The 21,033-nt window shown below is 63.2% G+C and carries 16 protein-coding genes; 11 read left to right on the top strand and 5 right to left on the bottom strand.

Annotated features, from left to right (window positions below; all coding sequences use genetic code 11):
• Positions 1-38: 38 nt before the first annotated feature.
• The 4 genes from M0D64_RS03400 (at position 39) to M0D64_RS03385 (ending at position 5,020) form a co-directional block, all read left to right on the top strand.
• On the top strand, positions 39-1,262 hold the full coding sequence (locus tag M0D64_RS03400; RefSeq protein WP_266256613.1) for an efflux RND transporter periplasmic adaptor subunit: 1,224 nt from the start codon (positions 39-41) through the stop codon (positions 1,260-1,262).
• Positions 1,263-1,321: 59 nt separating this feature from the next.
• On the top strand, positions 1,322-2,833 hold the full coding sequence (locus M0D64_RS03395; protein ID WP_266256612.1) for an efflux transporter outer membrane subunit: 1,512 nt from the start codon (positions 1,322-1,324) through the stop codon (positions 2,831-2,833).
• A 79-nt stretch (positions 2,834-2,912) separates the two neighbouring features.
• Positions 2,913-3,599: a heavy metal response regulator transcription factor gene (locus M0D64_RS03390; RefSeq protein ID WP_007176723.1), complete on the top strand. Its 687-nt coding sequence runs from the start codon at positions 2,913-2,915 to the stop codon at positions 3,597-3,599.
• Positions 3,596-5,020 carry a heavy metal sensor histidine kinase gene (locus M0D64_RS03385; RefSeq protein WP_171927522.1) on the top strand — a complete coding sequence of 475 codons (1,425 nt, stop codon included), beginning with the start codon at positions 3,596-3,598 and terminating at the stop codon, positions 5,018-5,020. Before M0D64_RS03390 ends, M0D64_RS03385 begins: the two co-directional genes overlap by 4 nt.
• On the opposite strand, the gene dinB is transcribed toward M0D64_RS03385, so the two are convergent.
• The 4 genes from dinB to M0D64_RS03365 form a co-directional block, all read right to left on the bottom strand.
• Positions 5,017-6,183 carry a DNA polymerase IV gene (gene dinB / locus M0D64_RS03380; protein WP_266256611.1) on the bottom strand — a complete coding sequence of 389 codons (1,167 nt, stop codon included), beginning with the start codon at positions 6,181-6,183 and terminating at the stop codon, positions 5,017-5,019. The genes M0D64_RS03385 and dinB overlap by 4 nt on opposite strands.
• A gap of 281 nt (positions 6,184-6,464) precedes the next feature.
• Entirely contained in the window at positions 6,465-7,610 is a 1,146-nt protein-coding gene (locus M0D64_RS03375) for a substrate-binding domain-containing protein (RefSeq protein ID WP_154560015.1), read from the bottom strand.
• A gap of 119 nt (positions 7,611-7,729) precedes the next feature.
• Complete coding sequence (locus M0D64_RS03370; RefSeq protein ID WP_154560014.1) at positions 7,730-8,731, bottom strand: ABC transporter permease; 1,002 nt, start codon at positions 8,729-8,731, stop codon at positions 7,730-7,732.
• Positions 8,728-10,386 carry a sugar ABC transporter ATP-binding protein gene (locus M0D64_RS03365; RefSeq protein WP_266256610.1) on the bottom strand — a complete coding sequence of 553 codons (1,659 nt, stop codon included), beginning with the start codon at positions 10,384-10,386 and terminating at the stop codon, positions 8,728-8,730. The genes M0D64_RS03370 and M0D64_RS03365 overlap by 4 nt, the downstream gene beginning before the upstream one ends.
• A gap of 250 nt (positions 10,387-10,636) precedes the next feature.
• On the opposite strand from M0D64_RS03365, the gene deoC reads away from it, so the two are divergent.
• From deoC to M0D64_RS03330, 7 genes are all read left to right on the top strand, one after another.
• On the top strand, positions 10,637-11,647 hold the full coding sequence (gene deoC / locus M0D64_RS03360; protein ID WP_266256609.1) for a deoxyribose-phosphate aldolase: 1,011 nt from the start codon (positions 10,637-10,639) through the stop codon (positions 11,645-11,647).
• A gap of 16 nt (positions 11,648-11,663) precedes the next feature.
• Positions 11,664-14,057 carry an aldehyde dehydrogenase family protein gene (locus M0D64_RS03355; protein ID WP_266256608.1) on the top strand — a complete coding sequence of 798 codons (2,394 nt, stop codon included), beginning with the start codon at positions 11,664-11,666 and terminating at the stop codon, positions 14,055-14,057.
• Between the two features lie 162 nt (positions 14,058-14,219).
• Complete coding sequence (gene rbsK / locus M0D64_RS03350; RefSeq protein ID WP_266256607.1) at positions 14,220-15,185, top strand: ribokinase; 966 nt, start codon at positions 14,220-14,222, stop codon at positions 15,183-15,185.
• 34 nt (positions 15,186-15,219) lie between these two features.
• Entirely contained in the window at positions 15,220-16,284 is a 1,065-nt protein-coding gene (locus M0D64_RS03345) for an ABC transporter permease (RefSeq protein ID WP_266256606.1), read from the top strand.
• Between the two features lie 124 nt (positions 16,285-16,408).
• The gene (locus M0D64_RS03340) at positions 16,409-17,413 is read left to right on the top strand and encodes an autoinducer 2 ABC transporter substrate-binding protein (protein WP_171927515.1); all 1,005 of its coding nucleotides are present in this window, start codon (positions 16,409-16,411) and stop codon (positions 17,411-17,413) included.
• A gap of 96 nt (positions 17,414-17,509) precedes the next feature.
• A complete protein-coding gene (locus tag M0D64_RS03335; protein WP_266256605.1) occupies positions 17,510-19,066 on the top strand; it encodes a sugar ABC transporter ATP-binding protein in 1,557 nt (518 codons plus the stop codon).
• A gap of 15 nt (positions 19,067-19,081) precedes the next feature.
• The gene (locus tag M0D64_RS03330; RefSeq protein ID WP_266256604.1) at positions 19,082-20,143 is read left to right on the top strand and encodes an ABC transporter permease; all 1,062 of its coding nucleotides are present in this window, start codon (positions 19,082-19,084) and stop codon (positions 20,141-20,143) included.
• Positions 20,144-20,206: 63 nt separating this feature from the next.
• On the opposite strand, the gene M0D64_RS03325 is transcribed toward M0D64_RS03330, so the two are convergent.
• Entirely contained in the window at positions 20,207-20,932 is a 726-nt protein-coding gene (locus tag M0D64_RS03325; protein WP_266256603.1) for a DeoR/GlpR family DNA-binding transcription regulator, read from the bottom strand.
• Positions 20,933-21,033: the final 101 nt, after the last annotated feature.

The following is a 21,033-nucleotide window of genomic DNA, read 5'->3' as shown; positions in this document are numbered from 1 at the left end:
TCAATGTAAATGACGGCTGACTGAGATGGCTGACTGAGATGACCGAAAAAACCCATGCATCGCTGGCGATTCCCGCGCGAGAGACCGAAGGCGGCCACGCCTTGCCGCCGCGCAATCGCGAATGGAAGCGCGCCAAAATCGCCATCTGGATCGTGCTGGCGCTGCTCGCTGTGGGCGCGTTGCGCACCGTGATCGCGAATGTTCTGCAAAGCCGCTCGGTCGCCGAGACGACGAAGCAGAACGCCACGCAGTATGTGAACGTGGTCAGTCCGACGCAAACGGAGGGAGGAGGCAACACCTTGTTGCCGGGCACGTTGCGCGGCTTTGTCGAGTCGCCGATCTATGCGCGCTCCACCGGTTATCTGCTGCACTGGTACGCCGATATCGGCGCGCGCGTGAAGCAGGGGCAACTGCTTGCCGATCTGGATACCCCTGAGATCGATCAGGAACTCGCGCAGGCATTGGCGCAGCGCGAGCAAACCAGTTCGAGTCTCGGCCTCGCCAAAAGCTCGATGGAGCGCTGGCAGCAACTGCGGCAACGCGATGCGGTTTCGCAGCAGGAACTCGACGAACGGCAGAGCACCTACACGCAGGACGTCGCCAATCTCGCCGCCGCCGATGCCAACGTGAAACGCCTGCAGCAACTCGAATCGTTCAAGCGCATCGTCGCGCCGTTTTCGGGCGTGGTCACGCAGCGCAATGTCGATGTCGGCGATCTGATCGACGCGGGCAGTGGCACGAGCCGCGCGCTGTTCGCGCTGGCGCAATCGGATCCGTTGCGGGTCTATGTGCAACTGCCGCAGGCGTACGCACAAAACGTGTCGGTTGGGCAGAAGGTGGTGGTCACGCAGGCCGAATTGCCGGGGCGGCAGTTCCACGGCACGATCACGCACATCTCTGGCGCGATCGACGTGCCGACCCGTTCATTGCAAGTCGAAGTGACCTTGCCGAATCCTGACAACAAGCTACGGCCCGGCGCGTATGTCCAGGTGGCCGTGCCGGCGGCAGCCCATGCGCAACTGATGGTGCCCGGCAATGCGCTGCTGTTCCGCGCCGAAGGTCCGCGGCTCGCGGTGGTCGATGCGAATGGCAATGTGGCTTTGCACAAGGTCGTGATCGCGCAGGATTTGGGGCAGTCGCTCGAAATCGAAAGCGGGATCGAGGCGAACGACAAGATCATCATCAACCCAAGTGATTCGATCGCGGACGGCGACCACGTGCGGATCACGCAGCCGCAGAAAAGCGGCAAGGGGGCGTCGTGATCGTGAAGCAGGCGGGCGCTTATCGGGCACGAACGACGCGAGCGTCACGAACGTCACTCATGGCGCGGGCCGCTACCGCGAGCGCGGCCTTGCTGGCCGCGTGCACAGTCGGCCCGGATTATCAGCGGCCGCAAGCCGAGGTGCCGCCGACCTGGCAAACCGATTCGTACTGGCGCGTCGCGGCGCCTTCGCATGCGCCGATTTCGCTGGACTGGTGGAGCGCCTTCGGCGATCAGACGCTCGGTACGCTGGAAACGCAGGCGCTCGCGCAGAATCAGACCCTGGCCGCGGCGAGTGCGCACTACGCGCAGGCCAAAGCGACGCTGGCGAACACCCGTGCGCAGCAGATTCCTGAAGTCGATCTGGGAGCGTCCGGGTCGCGCTTCAGAATTTCGCATGATCGCCCGCTGACCAATTACGGCACACCGACCACGTCGACAGTACAGAACAACCTGCAACTCGGCCCGACGATCAACTACGACACCGATCTATTCGGCCGGATACGTCGTGAAGTGGAAGGCGCCGCGGCCTCCGCGCAACAGTCAGCCGACGATCTTGCCAACGCACGGCTCGTCCTCACCACCGATCTCGCCACCGACTATTTCTCGCTGCGTGAGCTCGACGCCGAGATCGACGTGCTGAATCAATCGGTGAAACTGCAGCAAAAGGCGCTCGATTACGTCACGACCGAGCACGATCTCGGTTCGGTGTCCGGGCTCGACGTGTTGCAGCAGAAGTCGCTGCTCGATTCGACGCGCGTGCAGGCGCAACTCCTGCTGAATCAGCGCGCGCAGTTTGAACATGCGATTGCCGCCTTGGTCGGCGTGCCCGCGCCGCAATTCGCGATCGAGCCCAAAGTGCTTGACACGCAGGTGCCGACGATTCCGCTCGGTTTGCCGAGCGACGTCTTGCAACGCCGCCCGGATATCGCCTCGGCGGAGCGCGCGATGGCCGCGGCGAACGCGCAGATCGGCGTCGCCAAGGCGGCGTTCTTTCCGAGCCTGACGCTGACGCCGAGCATCGGCTGGGAAAGCGCACAGTTCGCGAGCCTGTTTAGCGCGCCGACGCTGATGTGGACGCTCGGCGCGACAGTGGGCCAGGTGCTGTTCGACGGCGGCCGCCGGGCGGCGAACGTGCAATTTGCGAGCGAAGGCTACAAGGCCACCGAGGCGAACTACCGGCAAACCGTGCTCAACGCATTCCAGCAAGTGCAGGACGGCATCACGGGTCTTTCCGTTCTGGATGGCGCGTCGAAGCAGTCGCGTGAGGCGGTGACCGATGCGCAGCATCTTCTGGCGCTCGCCAACGACCGTTATTCGGGCGGCCTGGTCGCCTACCTCGACGTCATCACCGCGCAGCAGTCGTTGCTCACCAGCGAGCGTCAGGACGTGCAGATCCACGGCCAGCAGATGACCCTCTCGGTTTCATTGGTGAAGGCGCTGGGCGGCGGCTGGGATGCCGGCACGGACCTGGCGGGCGCACAGCCGCCGAGCAATGCACCGAACACGGCAGACGCAGCGAACACAGCAAACACAGCGGACACGAAGGAGGCGATGGCTCCCGCGAAGTGAGCCGCCCGACAATGACACAGCCAGACAGGAAAAAGGAAAAACGAGGCGTTTCGTATAATGCAGATACAAGGGGACGCGCATGAAATTGCTGATCGTTGAAGACGAGCATAAGGTGGTGGACTACCTGCGCTCCGGTTTGACAGAGCAGGGCTGGGTCGTCGACGTCGCGCTCGATGGCGAAGAGGGCATGCATCTGGCCACCGAATTCGATTACGACGTGATCGTCCTCGACGTCATGCTGCCTAAACGCGACGGCTTCAGCGTGCTGAAGGCGCTGCGCATGCGCAAGTCGACGCCGGTCATCATGCTGACCGCCCGCGATCACGTGAACGACCGCGTGCGGGGCTTGCGCGAAGGCGCCGACGACTACCTCACCAAGCCCTTTTCCTTTCTCGAGCTGGTCGAGCGGCTGCATGCGCTGGCGCGCCGCACGCGTTCGCAGGAGTCGACGCTGATTTCCGTCGGCGATCTGTTCGTCGATCTGATCGGCCGACGCGCCACCCGCGACGGCGTACGGCTTGATCTGACCGCCAAGGAATTCCAGTTGCTGAGCGTGCTGGCGCGCCGGCAAGGCGACATCCTCTCGAAGACCGCCATTACTGAACTCGTGTGGGACGTCAACTTCGACAGCCATACGAACGTGGTCGAAACCGCGATCAAACGATTGCGCGCCAAGCTCGACGGCCCGTTTCCCTCGAAGCTGCTGCACACCGTGCGCGGCATGGGCTACGTGCTCGAAGTGCGTGAAGAGGCCGAGCAATCATGAACCGTTCAATCGCGCGCCGCCTTGCGTTGATGTTCGCACTCGTGGCGCTACTGGTGTTCACGCTGGTCGGCACCGGGCTGTTTCTGGTGCTGCGCACGCAACTCGAACACCATTTGCGCGAATCGCTCGACGATCGCACCGAGATCGCGCGCATCATCGTCTATCACGCGGTGACGCCGGAGAAGTGGCGCATGGCGCGCGAAAAGCTCACGGACATGATGCCGCACGACGGCAGCACCGTGTATGCGGTGTCGAGCACCGATCCGTATTTCCACTATGGCAAGCCCATCGAGGGGCCCGTGGTGTCGAACTGGCCGGGTGGCTACACGAGGGTTTCGCCGATCGGCGGCGGCGCGGACATGCTGACCATCACGGTGACAATACCGGCTTACGGGGCTCGCCCGCCTGTGCAATTGCAGGTCGCCGCCAGTTGTTCGCCGAATACCCGCACCATGCGCGTGTTCGGGGCGGCGCTCGCCGCGCTGTCCGCGTTGGGTAGTCTCGCTGTGCTGTTGCTGAGTTACTCGGTGACGCGACTCGGGCTCGCTCCGTTGACGCGTCTGACGCGAGACGCATCCGCTGTGAGCCCGAATAACCGCTCACAGCGTCTGAATACGGCCTCGCTGCCGCTCGAATTGAGCGATCTGGCCAACTCGTTCAACGGCGCGCTCGAACGTCTGGACGGCGCATACGGCCGCCTCGAATCGTTCAACGCGGACGTCGCCCATGAACTGCGTACGCCGGTGACGATTCTGATCGGCCAGACCGAAGTAGCGTTGACACGTAACCGTTCGGTCGACGATTTGCGCCATACGCTGCAATCGAATCTCGAAGAGTTCGAACGCATGCGCGCGATCATCAACGACATGCTGTTTCTCGCTCGCGCCGACCAGGGCGAACGCGCGACGGGTCTCGTTGAGGTGTCGCTGGCCGCGGAAGTTGCGCATACGCTGGAATTCTTGGAGATTCCGCTGGAAGAAGCGCGCGTGCATGCGCAGTTGCGCGGCGATGCGGTGGCGCGTGTGAACCGCTCGCTGTTCGGCCGCGCCTGCACGAATCTGCTGATGAACGCGATCCAGCACTGCGCGCCCGGCGCGGCGATTACCGTGACGATCTCGGAAGCAGCGGATCAGTTGCGCGTAGCGGTGGCCAACCCGGGCGAGCCGATCGAGCCGGCCGTGCTCGAACACCTGTTCGACCGGTTCTTTCGCGCGGAAGTGTCTCGCACCAATAGCCGCGAAAACCACGGCCTGGGTCTTGCGATCGTGAAGGCGATTGCCGAGATGCATCGCGGCACGGTGTCGGTGGAAAGCGCGAACGGCGTCAACACGTTTGCGTTTTCGATTGCAGCGTCGAGTGTGGAAGCCAGCCTGCCGGCGGCGCGCACGAAGGCCGGTGTCCCGGCCGAAGCCGCGGGTTAATCGTCACTGGTAAAAGGCAAATCTGCCTGAACCGGTACGCGCCGCTTCGCCGGTTGCGCGTTGGCCGGCGTCAAGGCGCTCACACGCACGCCCAGCAGCCGCAGCTTGCGGTTCAATTCCACTCGTCGCAGACATTCGGTTGCGGCACGCCGGATCTCGGTGGCGTCGGCGGTCGGTTCGTCGAGCGTCAGGTCGCGTGTGACCGTGCGAAAGTCGTCGTAGCGCAGCTTGATGCCCACGGTGCGGCCCACATAGCCCTTCCTCACCAGATCTTCCGCGACCCGCACGCACAAGCTGGTAAACGAACTGGATAGGGCCGGGCGATCATGACGTGGATGCAGATCGCGCTCGAAGGTCGTCTCACGGCTCATCGACTTGGGCTCCGATTCGACCACGACCGGCCGCTCGTCGTAGCCTTGCGCGACCTGCATGAGCCACGCCGAGTAGCTGCGTCCGAAGTGGTCCTGCAACAAACCCGCGTCCGCTGCCGCCAGATCGCCGACCGTAGCGAGGCCGAGCGCGGTGAGTTTTTCCGCGGCCTTCGGGCCGATCCCGTTGACCTTGCGCACCGGTAACGGCCAGACGCGCAACGGCACATCCGCGGATGTGAGGATCGTGAGGCCGTCGGGTTTGTCGAGTTCGGAACCGATCTTCGCCAGCAGCTTGTTCGGCGCCACGCAAATGGAGCAGGTGAGGCCGGTCGCCTGATTGACGGCCTGCTTGATGCGCGCGGCGATCTCACGCGGCTCGCCCGGCAATTCGGTGAGGTCGATATAGATTTCGTCGATGCCGCGGTCTTCGATCCGGTCCGTGAATGCAGCGACCGCTGCTTTGAACAGGCGCGAGTAGTGGCGATACGACTCGAAATCGGTGGGCAGCAGAATCGCGTCCGGCGCGAGCACGGCGGCTTTCATCATGCCCATCGCGGAGAACACGCCGAGCGCGCGGGCTTCATAGGTGGAGGTGGTCACCACGCCGCGGCCGGCATAATCGCGCAGCTTCGCAAAGCGAAGGCTGCCGTCTTCAAGCGTTTGCGGCACAGCATTGCGGCCGCCGCCGATCACCACCGCCTTGCCGCGCAGTTCCGGATAGCGCAAGAGTTCAACGGATGCGTAGAACGCGTCCATGTCCAGGTGCGCGATGTGGCGGCTTGCAGAACTCATGGTTGGCGGAAACGGGTGACGGTGCGGGCAGCGAGCATAACAGTCGATGCGCTTCCCGTGCTGCCCTGTCGTATGGCGGCTTGCTGCGTCGGGTGTCCGCATTCGCACAATCGGCGCGCGGCACGGCGGACTTCAAACCGTAATAGTACCTTGCTCCGCCGGGCCAGGTGTCGCGCCTGAGGGCCTCATAACCCCTCACACGCGGCCATGCTCATCCGGGCGCTGGAATGGCGCCCGGATCACCCATACCTGGTGTTACCCGCAAGCATCACCCACAGGCATCACCCACAAGCCGGCTTGGCTTTCTTGCATGCGTCCGCAAGCTGGGGCGGCGGGTCTTTCTTGAACACCGTCTTATAAGACTCGAGCACGTTCGACTGAACCACCGGCAGAGACTGCACGCCGATCCACGCCGGCGGCGTCTGGCCGATCAGCGCCTTCATCATCGCCGTGGCTTCGGCCACGCCTTGATCATACGGGCGTTGCGAGCCGGTTGCCTTGAGCGGTCCGCCCTTGGCGATCTCGATAGCGGACTGAAGGCCCAGGTCGACCGTCGTGACGGGAATGGTCACGCCTTGCGCGCGCATTGAAGTCAGCGTGTCGAGCGCCGGTTGATCCCAGACGGCGAACAGCCCCTTGACGTCCGGATTCCCGGTGAGGAAATCGCCAGCGATCTGGCCCACTTTCGACGGGTCCGTAAACGCGACCTGTTTGACCTTGATGTCCGGACGATTCTTCTTGATCCAGTCGTTGACGGCCTTGGTGCGTTCCGTCGTGCTGAAGTAATCCACGCCGAAATTCACCAGCCCGATCGTGGCGCCCTGCGGGACGCACGAAGCGAGCACTTTCGCCGCGATCTGGCCGTTGCCTTCGCTGTCGGCGGAAATCATCGACGCGTATTGTTCAGGATGCTTCAGGCCAGTCGGCACGTTGTCCATGAACACGAGTTTGATCCCGGCCTCGGACACTTTCTTGTAGGTGGCGGCCGTGGCCGTCCCGTCGACCGGAATGGAGATGATGCCGTCCGGGTGACGCTGGATGGTGTTCTCGATATCCGCGATCTGCTTGTCGACCTGGTATTCCGCCGAAGCCGTGCCGATCACTTCCACGCCGTATTTTTTGAGGGTGTCCGTGATGCCTTGCACCTGCAGTTGCGACCAGTCGAGATTCATGGTCTGCATCGAAATGCCGACCTTGAACTTGCCTGCCTTGATTTTGGCGATGTCGGCGTCGCTCAGCTTCACTGCATCCACCGAGGCCGCTTTTTCGCCGTTCGGCCCTTGTCCGACAATCGTCTTCGGTCCGATCGAACCGGCCGGCAGGCTGGTCACGCATTGCGCGTAGGCGCCCGACGACGCCAGCGCCACGACGGCGGCCGCCGCCATGAGAGTGGGTAGAACACTTCCTGAGCCACGACGATGTTTCATGATTCTTCTCCGTTGGTCTTCATGTTTGTGTTACGTCTCCTGCCATTCACGAACAACGCGGGCACGTGACATCTCGCGTGATCGACGTGCTTTCCTTATTTCCCTGGTTACTTCCTGGGTCACTTCCTGGTAAAGGCCACAGCCGCGACGATGATGGCGCCCTTGATCACCAGTTGCAGCGACGAACTGACGCCCAGCAGGACCAGCCCGTTATTGAGCGTGCCGATGATGAGACTGCCGAGCAGCGTGCCAAGTACGAAGCCGCGGCCACCGAACAGGCTGCAACCGCCGAGCGTCACGGAAGCAATCACATCGAGCTCCAGCCCTTGCACGACATCGGGCCGCGCCGCATGCGAGCGCGCGGCGAGCACGAGCGCGGCGAGCCCGGCCAGCGCGCCGGTGAGAATGAAGGCGAGGGTGGTCACGCGTCGCGTGTTGATGCCGGAGTAGAGCGCCGCAGTCGGATTGCCGCCGGCCGCATAAATCTGCCGGCCGAACACGCTGTAATGCAGCAGCAGGATGCCGGCGATCACGGTCAGCACAGTCCAGATGATCGGCACCGGCACACCGGCAATGTCGCCCTCGCCGAAGATCGAGATGAATGAGTCGTTAGTGATGATCTCGGGCCGCGTTGTCGTCACCATCAGGGCGAGTCCGCGTGCCGCGCTCAAGGTGCCGAGCGTCACGAGGAACGAGGGAATGTTCAGCCGCGTGGTCACGACGCCGTTGATCGCGCCGACGATCGCACCGGTGCCGATGCCGGCAATCGCACCGATGATCCAGCTGTCGCCGACATGCGCCATGGCGAGCGCCGCGGACATGCCTGACAGCGCCAATGTCGACCCCACAGAGAGATCGATCTGCCGCGCAATGATCACGAAGGTCATGCCGATCGCGACGATCGACACGAGTGCGGTTTGCCGGCCGATATTCAGGAAGTTGTCGATGGAGAGAAACCACGGCGAGGCGAAGCTGAACACCACCAGCAGGATCGCGAACGCGCCGTAGAGCGCATAGGGCCGGTCGCCTTGCAGGAGGAGTTGCGCGAGGCGCCGCATACGGCTCTTCTGCGGTGGCGATGCCTGCCGTTTAGCCGTCAGCGGCGAGACAGAGTCGTTCATTTTGTGTGCGCCCCGAAGGAAGTCCCCTTGGGGGACTCGAAGGAAGTCCCCTCGGGGGACTCGATGGAAGAACGGGACAGTTGGATCAGGTGATGAAGCGCTTCGGCGTTGGCGAGTTCGGCGCGCTCGACGGTCTTGACGATGGAGCCATCCGCGACGATCGAAATCCGGCCGCACAGGCGCAACAGTTCATCGAGGTCCGAGGACACGACGAGCACGGCGGTGCCCGCTCGCGCGGCGTCATGGACCACGCCGTAGATCTCCTCGCGTGCACCGACGTCGACGCCGACAGTCGGTTCGTCGAGTAAAAGAAGCGTGGGGCGCGGATGGTTCCACTTGGCAAAGACCACTTTCTGCTGGTTGCCGCCGGATAAAAACTTGACCGCGGTCGAGGAACCGGGGGCCTTGACGGCCAGCTCTTTCATCGAGCGCTTCGCCTGGTTGACGGCCGCCTGGCTGCGCAGCCACCCCCAGCGAGAAAACTGCGGCAGCCGCGGCAAGGTCAGGTTGCGTTCGATCGAATGATCGAGGACGAGCCCTTCGAGATGACGATCCTCCGGCACCAGCGCTACGCCGAGCTGGATGGCTTCTGCAGGCGTGATACGCGAGCGGGATTGACCGCCGATCTCGATGGCGCCTGCGTCGATTTTGCGAATGCCGAAGATGGTTTGCAGAATTTCCGTGCGCCCGCTGCCGATCAATCCCGCAAGCCCGTGGATCTCGCCAGGACGAACCGTGAGGTCGACGTCGTGAAGCCTGTCATTGCTCACGTTCGACAACTTGAGAACGGGGACAGTGGGGGCATTGGGCGTGGCCGATGTTTGCGGTCCAACAGCGGATTCATCACCGGTAGCGCCGACAGCCGTCCTCTCCCGCGCCTGCAGCGCGGCATGACCGGGACCGACGATCGCCGCGACCAGCTCTTTCATATCGGTTTCCGCCGTCGAGAACGTGCCGGCATTGGCGCCATCGCGGAATACGGTGACGCGCTGCGAAATCCGAAACACCTCATTTAACCGATGCGTCACGTAGATCACACCCACGCCGCGATTCGTGACCGCGCGAATCGCGGCGAACAGAATCTGCTCTTCACCGCCCGTCAGTGCCGACGTGGGTTCGTCGAGGATCAGAACCCGCACGTCGCCCATCAGCGCTTTGCAGATCTCGGTCATTTGCCGGTACGCGAACGGCAACGCGCCAACGGCGGTGCGCGGGTCGAGCGGGATGCCGTGCGAGCGGAGAAACTCGCTGACCGTTGCCATGAGCTGGCGGTTTTTCACAAAGCCGAGACGTGTGCGAGGCTCGCGCCCCAGCATCAGATTGGCGCCGACCGACAGCGATTCGACGAGGCTCAGATCCTGGTAGACCACGGCAACACCCGCCTCACGCGATCGCGCCGGCGAGTCGAACGCCACTTTCTGGCCATCGATCTCGATGACGCCGTCGTCGTAGGTGTGAACGCCGCTGAGGATCTTGATTAGCGTGGATTTGCCCGCGCCGTTTTCGCCGAGCAAGGCGTGCACTTCGCCGGGCAACACGTCAAGGCTGACGCCGCGCAGCGCCTGCACGCCGCCAAATCGCTTGGTGACGCCCGCAACACGGATCAATGGAACCTGAGGCGATGACGCGGCCGCGACCGCAACCGGCTCACTCATCTGGCATGTCTCCTTCGTCAAGACGACGACATTCTTTTCTTTGTATGGTGCTATCGGCCAAAGCCGAGTTGTGATCTTCGCATCATGAATATGGTGCGTCAATAACATTGGCGGCGCTGACAGGGCTTAGATGCCCGCTTATGTGATGATTGAATCGGAAAGCTTGTTATGATTCTATCAATCGTTGTAGCATAAGTGGGAACAAATTGTCGGCGGCCGTTGTGCGCCGCATCAAATTTTCGGATGTCTTATGCCTGAAGCCCCTGCGCTTTCTTCTTCGGTCGTCGCGCTGCGCGGCGGTCCGCTCATTCACCCGGCGCGCAACCCGGGCATGCCGTTCGACGCGTCCTGGCTGGACGGCTTGCGCGTCAACCAGTCGGCGGTCGAACGGCGTACGGCAACGCTTGCCACGCGCCGTACCGTCAAGAAAGATGCGCAGGCAGCCTGGCTGCTGAAAGCCGTCACCTGCATCGACCTCACTACGCTCAACGGCGACGACACCGAAGGCCGCGTGCGCCGCCTGTGTGCAAAGGCGCGTCAACCCGTGCGGGCCGATCTGCTCGAAGCGCTCGGCATCGCGCCGCAAGGCATCACGACGGGCGCGGTCTGCGTCTATCACCGTTTCGTCGCGGCGGCGGTGGACGCGCTGCAGGGCAGCGGCATTCCGGTCGCGGCGGTGTCGACAGGATTTCCCGCCGGGCTGATTCCGCATCCATTGAAGCTGAAAGAGATCGAGGCTTCGGTCGCGGATGGGGCGCAGGAAATCGACATCGTTGTCACGCGTGAATATGTGCTGACCGGCAACTGGCAGGCGCTGTACGACGAAGTGCGCGACTTCCGCGCGGCCTGCGGCCCGGCGCACCTGAAGACGATTCTGGCGACCGGCGACATCCGCACGCTCTCTAACGTGGCGCGCGCCTCGATGGTCTGCATGATGGCCGGCGCCGACTTCATCAAGACGTCGACCGGCAAGGAAGGCGTCAACGCCACGCTGGATGTCTCGCTGGTGATGGTGCGCATGATCCGCGAATACCAGGAGCGCACTGGCGTGCCGATCGGCTTCAAACCGGCGGGCGGCGTGTCGAGCGCGAAGTCGGTGCTGTCCTATCAGATCCTCATGAAGGAAGAACTCGGTCGCCCGTGGCTCGAACCGGAGCTGTTCCGTATCGGCGCATCGAGCCTGCTGGCCGATATCGAACGACAGCTCGAACATCACGTGAGCGGTCGTTACTCCGCTTTCAACCGTCACCCCGTAGCCTGAACAGAAGATCGATCCCATGAGCGTAGCCGAGTATTTTTCATCGATGGAGTACGGTCCCGCACCCGAGGACGATCAGCCCGCGCGCGCCTGGCTCGCGCAGCATGAGGCGCGCTTCGGGCATTTCATCGGCGGGGCGTGGCATGCGCCGGCCGCCGGTGAGCACTTCGTTTCGCACGCACCTGCCACGGGCGGGCGGCTCGCCGAGGTCGCCCAGGGCGATGCGGCCGACGTCGACGCGGCGGTAGCGGCCGCACGTGCCGCGCAGCCGGGCTGGCTCGCGCTTGGCGGCGCCGGACGGGCGCGGCATCTGTATGCGCTCGCGCGCATGGTCCAGCGTCATAGCCGTCTCTTTGCCGTGCTCGAAGCGCTCGACAACGGCAAGCCGATCCGCGAGACACGCGATATCGACGTGCCTCTGGTCGCGCGGCACTTCCTGCATCACGCGGGTTGGGCGCAGTTGCAGGAGAACGAATTCGCCGATTACGCGCCACTCGGTGTGGTCGGGCAGATCGTGCCGTGGAATTTTCCGCTGCTGATGCTCGCGTGGAAGATCGCACCGGCGATTGCAACGGGCAACTGCGTCGTGTTGAAGCCGGCCGAATACACGCCGCTCACCGCGTTGCTGTTCGCCGAACTCGCTCATCGAGCGGGTTTGCCGGCGGGCGTGCTGAACGTCGTCACCGGTGATGGTCGCACCGGCGCGGCGCTCGTCGAACATCCGCGGGTGGACAAGATCGCATTTACGGGTTCGACGGAAGTCGGGCGCCTGATCCGCGCGGCTACGGCCGGCACGGGCAAATCGCTGACGCTCGAACTCGGTGGCAAGTCGCCCTTTATCGTGTTCGACGATGCCGATCTCGACGGCGCCGTCGAAGGTGTCGTCGACGCGATCTGGTTCAACCAGGGGCAGGTCTGCTGTGCGGGCTCGCGCCTGCTCGTGCAGGAGGGGATCGAAGCGCGCTTCATCGCGAAGCTGAAGCGCCGCATGGAAACGCTGCGCGTCGGCACGTCGCTCGATAAAAGTATCGATATCGGTGCGATCGTCGATCCGGTGCAGCTCGAACGTATCGAGTCGTTGGTGGAAACCGGGCGGCGCGAAGGTTGTGCGGTGTGGCAGTCGCCCGATACGACGATGCCCACCGGCGGCTGCTTCTATCCGCCCACGCTCGTCACCGGCGTGGCGCCGGCGTCTACTCTCGCGCAGGAAGAAATCTTCGGACCGGTGCTGGTCACGATGAGCTTTCGCACGCCGGATGAAGCGATTGCGCTCGCCAACAATTCGCGCTACGGACTCGCCGCGAGCGTGTGGAGCGAAACCATCGGCCGCGCGCTCGATATCGCGCCGCGCTTGGCGTGTGGCGTCGTGTGGATCAATGCGACCAATCTGTTCGATGCGGCGGTCGGCTTCGGTGGGTACCGCGAGTCGGGCTATGGTCGCGAAGGCGGCCGTGAGGGCATCTACGAATATCTGAAACCGCGAGCGTGGCTCAATCTTGCTGTCCGTCAGGCCGCGCGCGCTGAACAGACGGCAGGCGTAGGCGAGCGCGATCCGTTGTCGAACGTCGCGCTGATCGACCGCACCGCGAAGCTCTTTATCGGCGGCAAGCAGGTGCGTCCGGACAGCGGCTATTCGTTGCCGGTTCACGCGCCGGATGGGACGCTGGTCGGTGAAGTAGGCGAGGGCAACCGCAAGGACATTCGCAACGCGGTCGAAGCGGCGCGCGCGGCGCAGAAGTGGTCGCAGGCGAGCACGCACAATCGTGCTCAGGTTCTGTTCTATCTCGCGGAGAACCTGGCCATTCGCGCGGACGAGTTCGCGCGGCAACTCGTGACGAGAAACGGTGCGACGGAAGCGGCAGCGCATGCGGAAGTCGAGGCGACGGTAGCGCGTCTCTTCACTTACGCGGCGTGGGCCGACAAGTTCGACGGCGCCGTGCATACGCCGCCGCTGCGCGGCGTCGCGCTGGCAATGCATGAGCCGCTCGGCGTGATCGGCATTGCCTGTCCGGACGAAGCGCCGTTGCTCGGTTTCGTGTCGCTGGCGGCGCCCGCGCTGGCCATGGGCAATCGTGTGGTGGTGCTGCCGAGCGCGGCGTGTCCGCTCACGGTGACTGACTTTTATCAGGTAGCCGAAACCTCGGATGTGCCGGCCGGTGTGCTGAACATCGTCACGGGTGAACGTAGCGCGCTGCTGCCGGCGCTCGCCAAACACGACGACGTCGATGCCGTCTGGTGTTTCGGCAACGCGGCGGATTCGACGCTGGTCGAGCGCGAGTCGATCGGCAATCTGAAGCGTACCTTTGTCGATCACGGCCGCCAGTTCGACTGGTTCGACCGTTCGAGCGAAGGCCGGCCGTTTCTGCGTCAGGCCGTGCAGGTGAAGAACATCTGGATACCTTACGGCGACTGATTGAAAGTCGGCGCTCACGCCTGAACACCCTGCACGCCAACCAGAAAATGGAGGAGACAACGTGCTGAAGCATCTGGATCTGCAATTGAACACCGCGGTGCTGCGCGCAACGCATACCCCGCACGCATGCTTCACGATCAACGCGCCTCAAGGGGAACGCGAATGAACACGTCTTTGCAACGAAACGGGCGTGTCGTCATTCTCGGCATCTACGTCACCGACCTGACGTTTCGCGCCGGGCGTATGCCGCTGATCGGCGAGACGATCGCCGGCACGGCGTTCGCGATGGGGCCGGGCGGCAAGGGCTCGAATCAGGCGGTGGCGGCGGCGCGCGCCGGCGCCGAGGTGGTGTTCTGCACGCGCATCGGCAACGACGCGTTCGGTGAGATCGCGCGCGCCACATGGGCCGCTGAAGGCATCACGGCACGCGCCTCGGTGGTCGAAGGCGTGTCCACGGGCGCGGCGCATATCTTCGTCGACGACAACACCGGTATGAACGCGATCATCGTCGCCTCCGGCGCGGCCGGCACGATGGAGGCAGCCGACGTCGACGCGATCGAAACCGATATCGCCGCCGCGCGCGTGTTCGTCACGCAACTCGAACAGCCGCTTGCTGCCGCGCGCCGCGGGCTCGAAGTGGCGCGCCGGCACGGTGTCATTACCGTGTTCAATCCGGCGCCCGCCTTGCCGCTCGACGACGACATCTTTCCGTTGTGCGACTACATCACCCCGAACGAAACCGAGGCCACCGTGCTCACCGGCGTGCCGATCGCGAATGCCGACGACGCGCGCCGTGCCGCCGACGTACTGCTCGCCAAAGGTGTAGGCGCGGTGATCGTCACGCTGGGGGAAGGCGGCGCGCTGCTGCACTCGGCAAGCCAATCGATACTCGTGCCGGCCTATCACTGCGGCCGCGTGGTGGAGACCGCCGGCGCCGGCGACGGCTTTACGGGAGGTTTCGCGGCGGCCCTCGCACGCGGCGACGACGCCGTCTCGGCGCTGCGCTTCGGCTGCGCGCTCGCGGGCATTTCCGTCACGCGTCCGGGCACGGCGCCTTCCATGCCGACGCTCGACGAAGTGAACCGCGTGTTGAGCCAGCCGGCCGAGGCTTCCTCGTCGCTGTCCTGACCGTTCGCGAAGACTGAAGGAGATCGTGCTCACCATGAAGTCCTCGTTCACCGCTGGAAAAATGTTCGGCGACCGGCAACTGAATTTTCTGCTGATCGTCAATGTACTCGTCGTGCTGGTCGCGACGTGGCTTTCGCACGGGCAATTCGTCGACATCGACAACCTGCAGTCGATGGGCGGGCAGTTGCCCGAACTCGGCCTGCTTGCGCTCGGCATCATGTTGTCGATGGTCTCGGGCAACGGCGGGATCGATCTGTCAGGTGTCGGGCTCGCGAACCTGTCCGGGATGGTTGCCGCGCTCGTCGTGCCGCGCTTCGTCAACGGCGACGATTCGCCGGCGCTCTACACGTCGCTCTTCTGCGTGATCGTGGTGGCGATGGGGTTGCTCGGCGGACTCCTGAACGGCGTGGTGATCGCGCGCCTCAGGCTCACGCCGATTCTCTGCACGCTCGGCACGCAGTTGCTGTTCACGGGCTTTGCCGTGGTGCTCAGCAACGGCGCCTCGGTGCATGTCGATTATGTCGACCCGTTGTCGAATATCGGCAACGGTACCGTGTTTCAGGTGCCGATCGCATTCTGCATCTTTATCGCGGCCGTGATCGTGCTCGGCTGGTTGCTCAGACGCAGCCCGTTCGGCCTGCGTCTCTATCTGATGGGCACCAACCCCAAAGCGGCGTTCTATGCGGGCATTCCGCGCGCGCGGATGCTGATCACGACCTACGCGATGTGCGGCGTGCTGGCGTCGCTCGCGGGACTGATCAGCGCGACCCATACGTCCAGTGCGAAATGGGACTACGGCAATTCCTATCTGCTGATCGCCATCCTGATCGCGGTGATGGGCGGTGTGAATCCCGCCGGCGGCCACGGCCGAATCATCTGCGTGTTCTTTGCCGCAACCGTGCTGCAATTCCTCTCGAGTCTGTTCAATCTGCTGGGCGTGTCGCAGTTTTTCGGCGATTGCGCGTGGGGATTTTTGTTGTTGCTGTCGCTCGCGTTCGCTGGCGGCGAGCGAGTGCGCGCGATCTTCGGTTTTGGCGGCGGTGGCGGTGGAAGTGCTAGTGCTAGTGCCGCAAGCTCCGGCTCAGTCCCGAAACGTTAGCGCGTCAAACAGACTTAGCAGGCACAACCCAGGTTTCAGTACGCGGCGGACAACGAGCCCTGACTGTCCGTGATGGTGAAGTGGGGCGACATCGAACTACATCGAACGATACAGGAGACATCGCATGAAATTGACTCGACTGGGTGCCGCGCTTGCAGCAGGCGCTCTTACCGTAGGCGTGATCGCCGCTGCACAGGCTGCAATCAACGAGACGATCGTCACGGTCGTCAAGGTGACCGGCATCAACTGGTTCAACCGCATGGACGACGGCGTCAAGCAATTCGCAAAGGACAACCCGGGCGTGAACGCGTATCAGACCGGTCCGGGCCGCGCGGATGCGGCACAGCAACTGAAGATCATCGAAGACCTGATCGCGAAGAAGGTCACCGCGATTGCCGTGGTGCCCTACGATCCGCCGACGCTCGAACCGGCGCTGAAGAAGGCGATGGATCGCGGCATCAAGGTGGTGACCCACGAGGCCGACAACGCGAAGAACACGATGGTCGACATCGAAGCATTCGACAACACGGCCTACGGCGCCGGCCTGAACGAACGTCTCGCCTCGTGCATGCACGACGACGGCAAGTGGGTGGCGCTGGTCGGTTCGCTCGGCAGCCGCTCGCAGGTGCAATGGGCCGACGGCGGGATCGGCAACGCCAAGGCCAAATATCCGAAGATGGATCTGGTCGAACCGAAACTCGAAACCAATAATGACGGCGAGCGCGCCTATGAAGTTGCGAAGGAAGTGCTGCGCAAGCATCCGGATCTGAAGGGCTTCCAGGGTTCGTCCTCGCTCGACGTGATCGGCATCGGCCGCGCGGTGGAAGAAGCCGGCATGCAGGGCAAGATCTGCGTCTACGGTACGGGCCTGCCGACGGAAGCCGGCAAGTTCCTCGAGAGCGGCGCGATCAACGGCATTGCGTTCTGGGATCCGAAGCTCGCGGGCATCGCGATGAATAAGGTCGCGCAGATGCTGATCGATGGCAAGACGGTCGAGAACGGCGCCGATCTCGGCATTCCGGGCTACACCAAAGTCACCGTCGCCAAGGGGCCGGGCAAAGGAATCATCGTGCGCGGTCAGGGCTGGGTGAACGTCGACAAATCGAACTACAAGCAGTATCCGTTCTGATCGGGCTGTTTTGCTTCATGTGTCACGGCGTCTCCCTCGGGGGACTTCCTTCAAGGCGTGCCCGTGTGGGCACGCCTTAACTTGCGACTCGCCATCATGAATCAAGACGTATCGTCTCCGCAGCCGCAGTCCGACACCTCGCAGCCGTTTCTGCAGGTGGTCGGCGTGCACAAGCGTTTCACCGGCGTACATGCATTGCGCGGCGTGAGCCTGTCGTTCGAGCGTGGTCAGATCTATCACCTGCTCGGCGAGAACGGCTGCGGCAAGAGCACGCTGATCAAGATCATCTCCGGCGCGCAGCCGCCCGACGAAGGCGAACTCGTGATCGAAGGCGTTCGGCATGCACGGCTGTCCGCCCTGGAATCGCTGGCCGCAGGCATCGAAACGGTCTATCAGGATCTCTCGCTGTTGCCCAACATGAACGTGGCGGAAAACGTCGCGCTTACCGCCGAGCTGGCCACGCACGAAGGCCGGCTTGCACGGACGTTCGACCGGCGCGCGCTCGCGCGCACGGCTGCGCGTGCGCTGGAATCGGTCGGCCTGCCCGGCGACGCCGAGTTTCAGGCGATCTTGATCGAGCAGTTGCCGCTCGCCACGCGCCAACTCGTCGCTATTGCTCGCGCGATTGCCAGCGAGGCAAAGTTCGTAATCATGGACGAGCCCACCACGTCGCTCACGCAGAAAGAAGTCGACAATCTGATCGCCGTGCTCGCGAACCTGCGCTCGCAGGGCGTGACGGTGCTGTTCGTGAGCCACAAGCTCGATGAGTGTTATGCGATCGGCGGCGAAGTCATCGTGCTGCGCGATGGCCAGAAGATGGCGCAGGGACCGATCGCGCAATTCACCAAAGCGCAGATCAGCGAACTGATGACAGGACGCCATCTGACGAACGAGCGCTATCGTGAAGGCACGTTGGGCCAGGATGTCGTACTCGACGTGCGCGGCTTCACGCGTGCGGGCCAGTTCAGTGACGTGTCGTTTGCGCTGCATCGAGGTGAAATTCTCGGCGTCACTGGTTTGCTCGATTCGGGGCGCAACGAACTCGCGCGCGCACTCGCGGGCGTTGCGGCGGCGCAATCGGGGCAGGTGTTGCTCGACGGCAAGGCGATTGCATTGCGCACGCCCTCGGACGCGAAACATCATCGCATTGGCTATGTGCCCGAAGACCGCCTGAACGAAGGGCTGTTTCTCGACAAGTCGATCCGCGACAACGTGATCACGGCAATGATCTCCAGCTTGCGGGATCGCTTTGGCCAGATCGATCGCACGCGCGCGCAGGCGCTCGCGGAACAGACGGTGAAAGACTTGCAGATCGCGACGCCCGGTGTCGACAAACCCGTGCAATCGCTCTCGGGCGGCAACCAGCAGCGCGTGCTGATCGGCCGCTGGCTCGCCATCGATCCGCGCGTGCTGATTCTGCATGGACCGACGGTCGGTGTCGACGTTGGATCGAAAGACATCATCTACCGCATCATGCAGCGCCTGTCGCAAAGCGGCATCGGCATCATTCTGATCAGCGACGATCTGCCCGAGTTGCTGCAGAACTGCGATCGCATCCTGATGATGAAGAAGGGGCGTGTGGCCAAGGAGTATCAAGCCGACACGTTGAGCGAAGCCGACCTGTATCACGCGCTGCTGTCGGAAGCTGCATAAAGGACGCCGATACCCATGAACTCGCGGATCCCTTCGCGCATGAACCAGACCATGACCACCCCGACCATTGTCGAAGTTGCACCCGAGGTCAAGCCGCCCACCTTGTGGGCCAGGCTCTCGCGCAACCCCGAATGGTTCACCGTCGCGCTGATCGCGGCGACGTGCCTGATTGTCGGCGCGATCAACCCACGCTTCTTTCAACTGGCGACGCTATTCGATCTGCTGCATTCGGCCACCACGATGTCGCTTTTCGCGCTGGGCACGCTCGTTGTGCTGGCGTCCGGCGGCATCGACGTCTCGTTCACGGCGATCGCCGCGCTGACGATGTACGGCATTACCAAGGCGGTGTTTGCCTGGTGGCCGGACGCGCCGTTCGCGTTGATCCTGATCACCGGCGCGCTGGGCGGCGTGCTGCTCGGTCTCATCAACGGCCTGCTGGTGCATCGCTTGAAAGCGCCTTCGCTGATCGTCACGATCGGCACGCAGTACTTGTATCGCGGCCTGCTGTTGACGTTCATCGGCACGACGTTCTTCATGAACATTCCGCACAGCATGGATCACTTCGGCCGGATTCCGCTGTTTTTCTATCACACCAGCGAAGGCCTGCGCGCGGTGCTGCCTGTTTCGGTGCTGGCGCTGGTGGCGGCCGCCGGTGTCACGTGGTGGCTGTTGAACCGGACCATGATGGGACGCGGCGTCTATGCAATGGGCGGCAGCCTCGCGATTGCCGAGCGGCTCGGCTATAACCTGCGTGCGATCCATCTGTTTGTGTTCGGCTATACCGGCATGCTCGCCGGCATAGCGGGCATTCTGCATGTATCGAACAACCGGCTCGCGAATCCGTTCGATCTGGTGGGCTCGGAACTCGATGTGATCGCCGCGGTGATCCTGGGCGGCGCGCGCATTACGGGGGGAACGGGTACGGTGGCCGGCACGTTGCTTGGTGTGGTGCTGGTCACGCTGATCAACAGTGTGCTGATTCTGGTGGGTGTGCCGAGCACCTGGCAGAAGGTGATCATCGGCGCGTTTATTCTGATCGCCGGGACGCTGTTCGCATTGCAGCGCAAAAACGGATAACTGAAGGCCGGTCACGCCGGCTGCCCGACAGCGCAACCGCGCTACAGTGCGCCGCTAGCGCATTCATTTGCGCTTGCAAAGCTCCTGGCCTTTCTCGGTGATGATGGAATCGAAGTCGTCGATTTGCGAGAAGCGCACCGCCTTGACGACGCCGAACTTGCTCTGGTCCACGACCAGATGCCGTTCGACGGCACTTGCCATGGCCGCCTGCTTGAGCGCGACTTCGTGAAAGTTCCAGCACGTCACGCCGCGCGCGTTATCCACACCGCCTGCGGAAATGAATGCCTTGTTGATGCCCATGCGGCGCAGCATCTCCAGACTCTCTTCGCCCGCAAACGAATCTGAAGAAGGTACATAGACGCCGCCCAGCAGAATCATCCGTACATTCGGCTTGCGACGCAGAATCTCCGCCACATTCAGGGAATAGCAGACCACGGTGACGTGACGTTCGAGCGGAATCAGGCGCGCAAGCGTGGTGAGCGTCGTACCGCAATCGATGAAGATCGTTTCGTGGTCGACGACAAGTTTCGCCGCAATCGCGGAGGCTTCCGCCTTGGCCTGCGCGAAATGATCCTTCTCTTCTTCGAGTGAATAGCCGGCGTTGTTGGGTACGTCGGTCGCGCTGACGATGTAGCCGCCGAGATACGTGAATCGTTCCGGACTGCCTGCGATATCGCGCCGGACAGTCATCTCCGATACATCCAGCAGGCTGGCGGCGTCGCGCAGGCGCATCACGTTCTGCTTGGCCAGCGCATCGGCGAGGGCGCGGAGGCGGTCGGGTTTCAGCATGGAGGTCCTGTCGCGTAGTGTGGAGCGCAGTGTGGAGGCGCGTTATGTTTTGTTCGCGTTGATGAGAGAATTATAACAAGAGGTTGTCTGGGCGGCGAGCC

The sequence above is a fragment of the Paraburkholderia sp. WS6 genome (assembly GCF_030464835.1).
Lineage (GTDB): Bacteria > Pseudomonadota > Gammaproteobacteria > Burkholderiales > Burkholderiaceae > Paraburkholderia > Paraburkholderia madseniana.
Note: the sequence above shows the minus strand (reverse complement) of the source record. Positions and strands in the feature narration are given on the sequence as shown.

Excerpts from the sequence above, each read along its gene's own strand:
- M0D64_RS03395 (WP_266256612.1), top strand. The coding sequence starts at position 1,322 with ATGGCGCGGGCCGCTACCGCGAGCGCGGCCTTGCTGGCCGCGTGCACA.
- deoC (WP_266256609.1), top strand. The coding sequence starts at position 10,637 with ATGCCTGAAGCCCCTGCGCTTTCTTCTTCGGTCGTCGCGCTGCGCGGC.
- M0D64_RS03385 (WP_171927522.1), top strand. The coding sequence starts at position 3,596 with ATGAACCGTTCAATCGCGCGCCGCCTTGCGTTGATGTTCGCACTCGTG.
- M0D64_RS03335 (WP_266256605.1), top strand. The coding sequence starts at position 17,510 with ATGAATCAAGACGTATCGTCTCCGCAGCCGCAGTCCGACACCTCGCAG.
- M0D64_RS03400 (WP_266256613.1), top strand. The coding sequence starts at position 39 with ATGACCGAAAAAACCCATGCATCGCTGGCGATTCCCGCGCGAGAGACC.
- M0D64_RS03355 (WP_266256608.1), top strand. The coding sequence starts at position 11,664 with ATGAGCGTAGCCGAGTATTTTTCATCGATGGAGTACGGTCCCGCACCC.
- M0D64_RS03365 (WP_266256610.1), bottom strand. The coding sequence starts at position 10,386 with ATGAGTGAGCCGGTTGCGGTCGCGGCCGCGTCATCGCCTCAGGTTCCA.
- M0D64_RS03345 (WP_266256606.1), top strand. The coding sequence starts at position 15,220 with ATGAAGTCCTCGTTCACCGCTGGAAAAATGTTCGGCGACCGGCAACTG.
- M0D64_RS03340 (WP_171927515.1), top strand. The coding sequence starts at position 16,409 with ATGAAATTGACTCGACTGGGTGCCGCGCTTGCAGCAGGCGCTCTTACC.
- M0D64_RS03390 (WP_007176723.1), top strand. The coding sequence starts at position 2,913 with ATGAAATTGCTGATCGTTGAAGACGAGCATAAGGTGGTGGACTACCTG.
- rbsK (WP_266256607.1), top strand. The coding sequence starts at position 14,220 with ATGAACACGTCTTTGCAACGAAACGGGCGTGTCGTCATTCTCGGCATC.
- M0D64_RS03370 (WP_154560014.1), bottom strand. The coding sequence starts at position 8,731 with ATGAACGACTCTGTCTCGCCGCTGACGGCTAAACGGCAGGCATCGCCA.
- M0D64_RS03330 (WP_266256604.1), top strand. The coding sequence starts at position 19,082 with ATGAACTCGCGGATCCCTTCGCGCATGAACCAGACCATGACCACCCCG.
- dinB (WP_266256611.1), bottom strand. The coding sequence starts at position 6,183 with ATGAGTTCTGCAAGCCGCCACATCGCGCACCTGGACATGGACGCGTTC.
- M0D64_RS03325 (WP_266256603.1), bottom strand. The coding sequence starts at position 20,932 with ATGCTGAAACCCGACCGCCTCCGCGCCCTCGCCGATGCGCTGGCCAAG.
- M0D64_RS03375 (WP_154560015.1), bottom strand. The coding sequence starts at position 7,610 with ATGAAACATCGTCGTGGCTCAGGAAGTGTTCTACCCACTCTCATGGCG.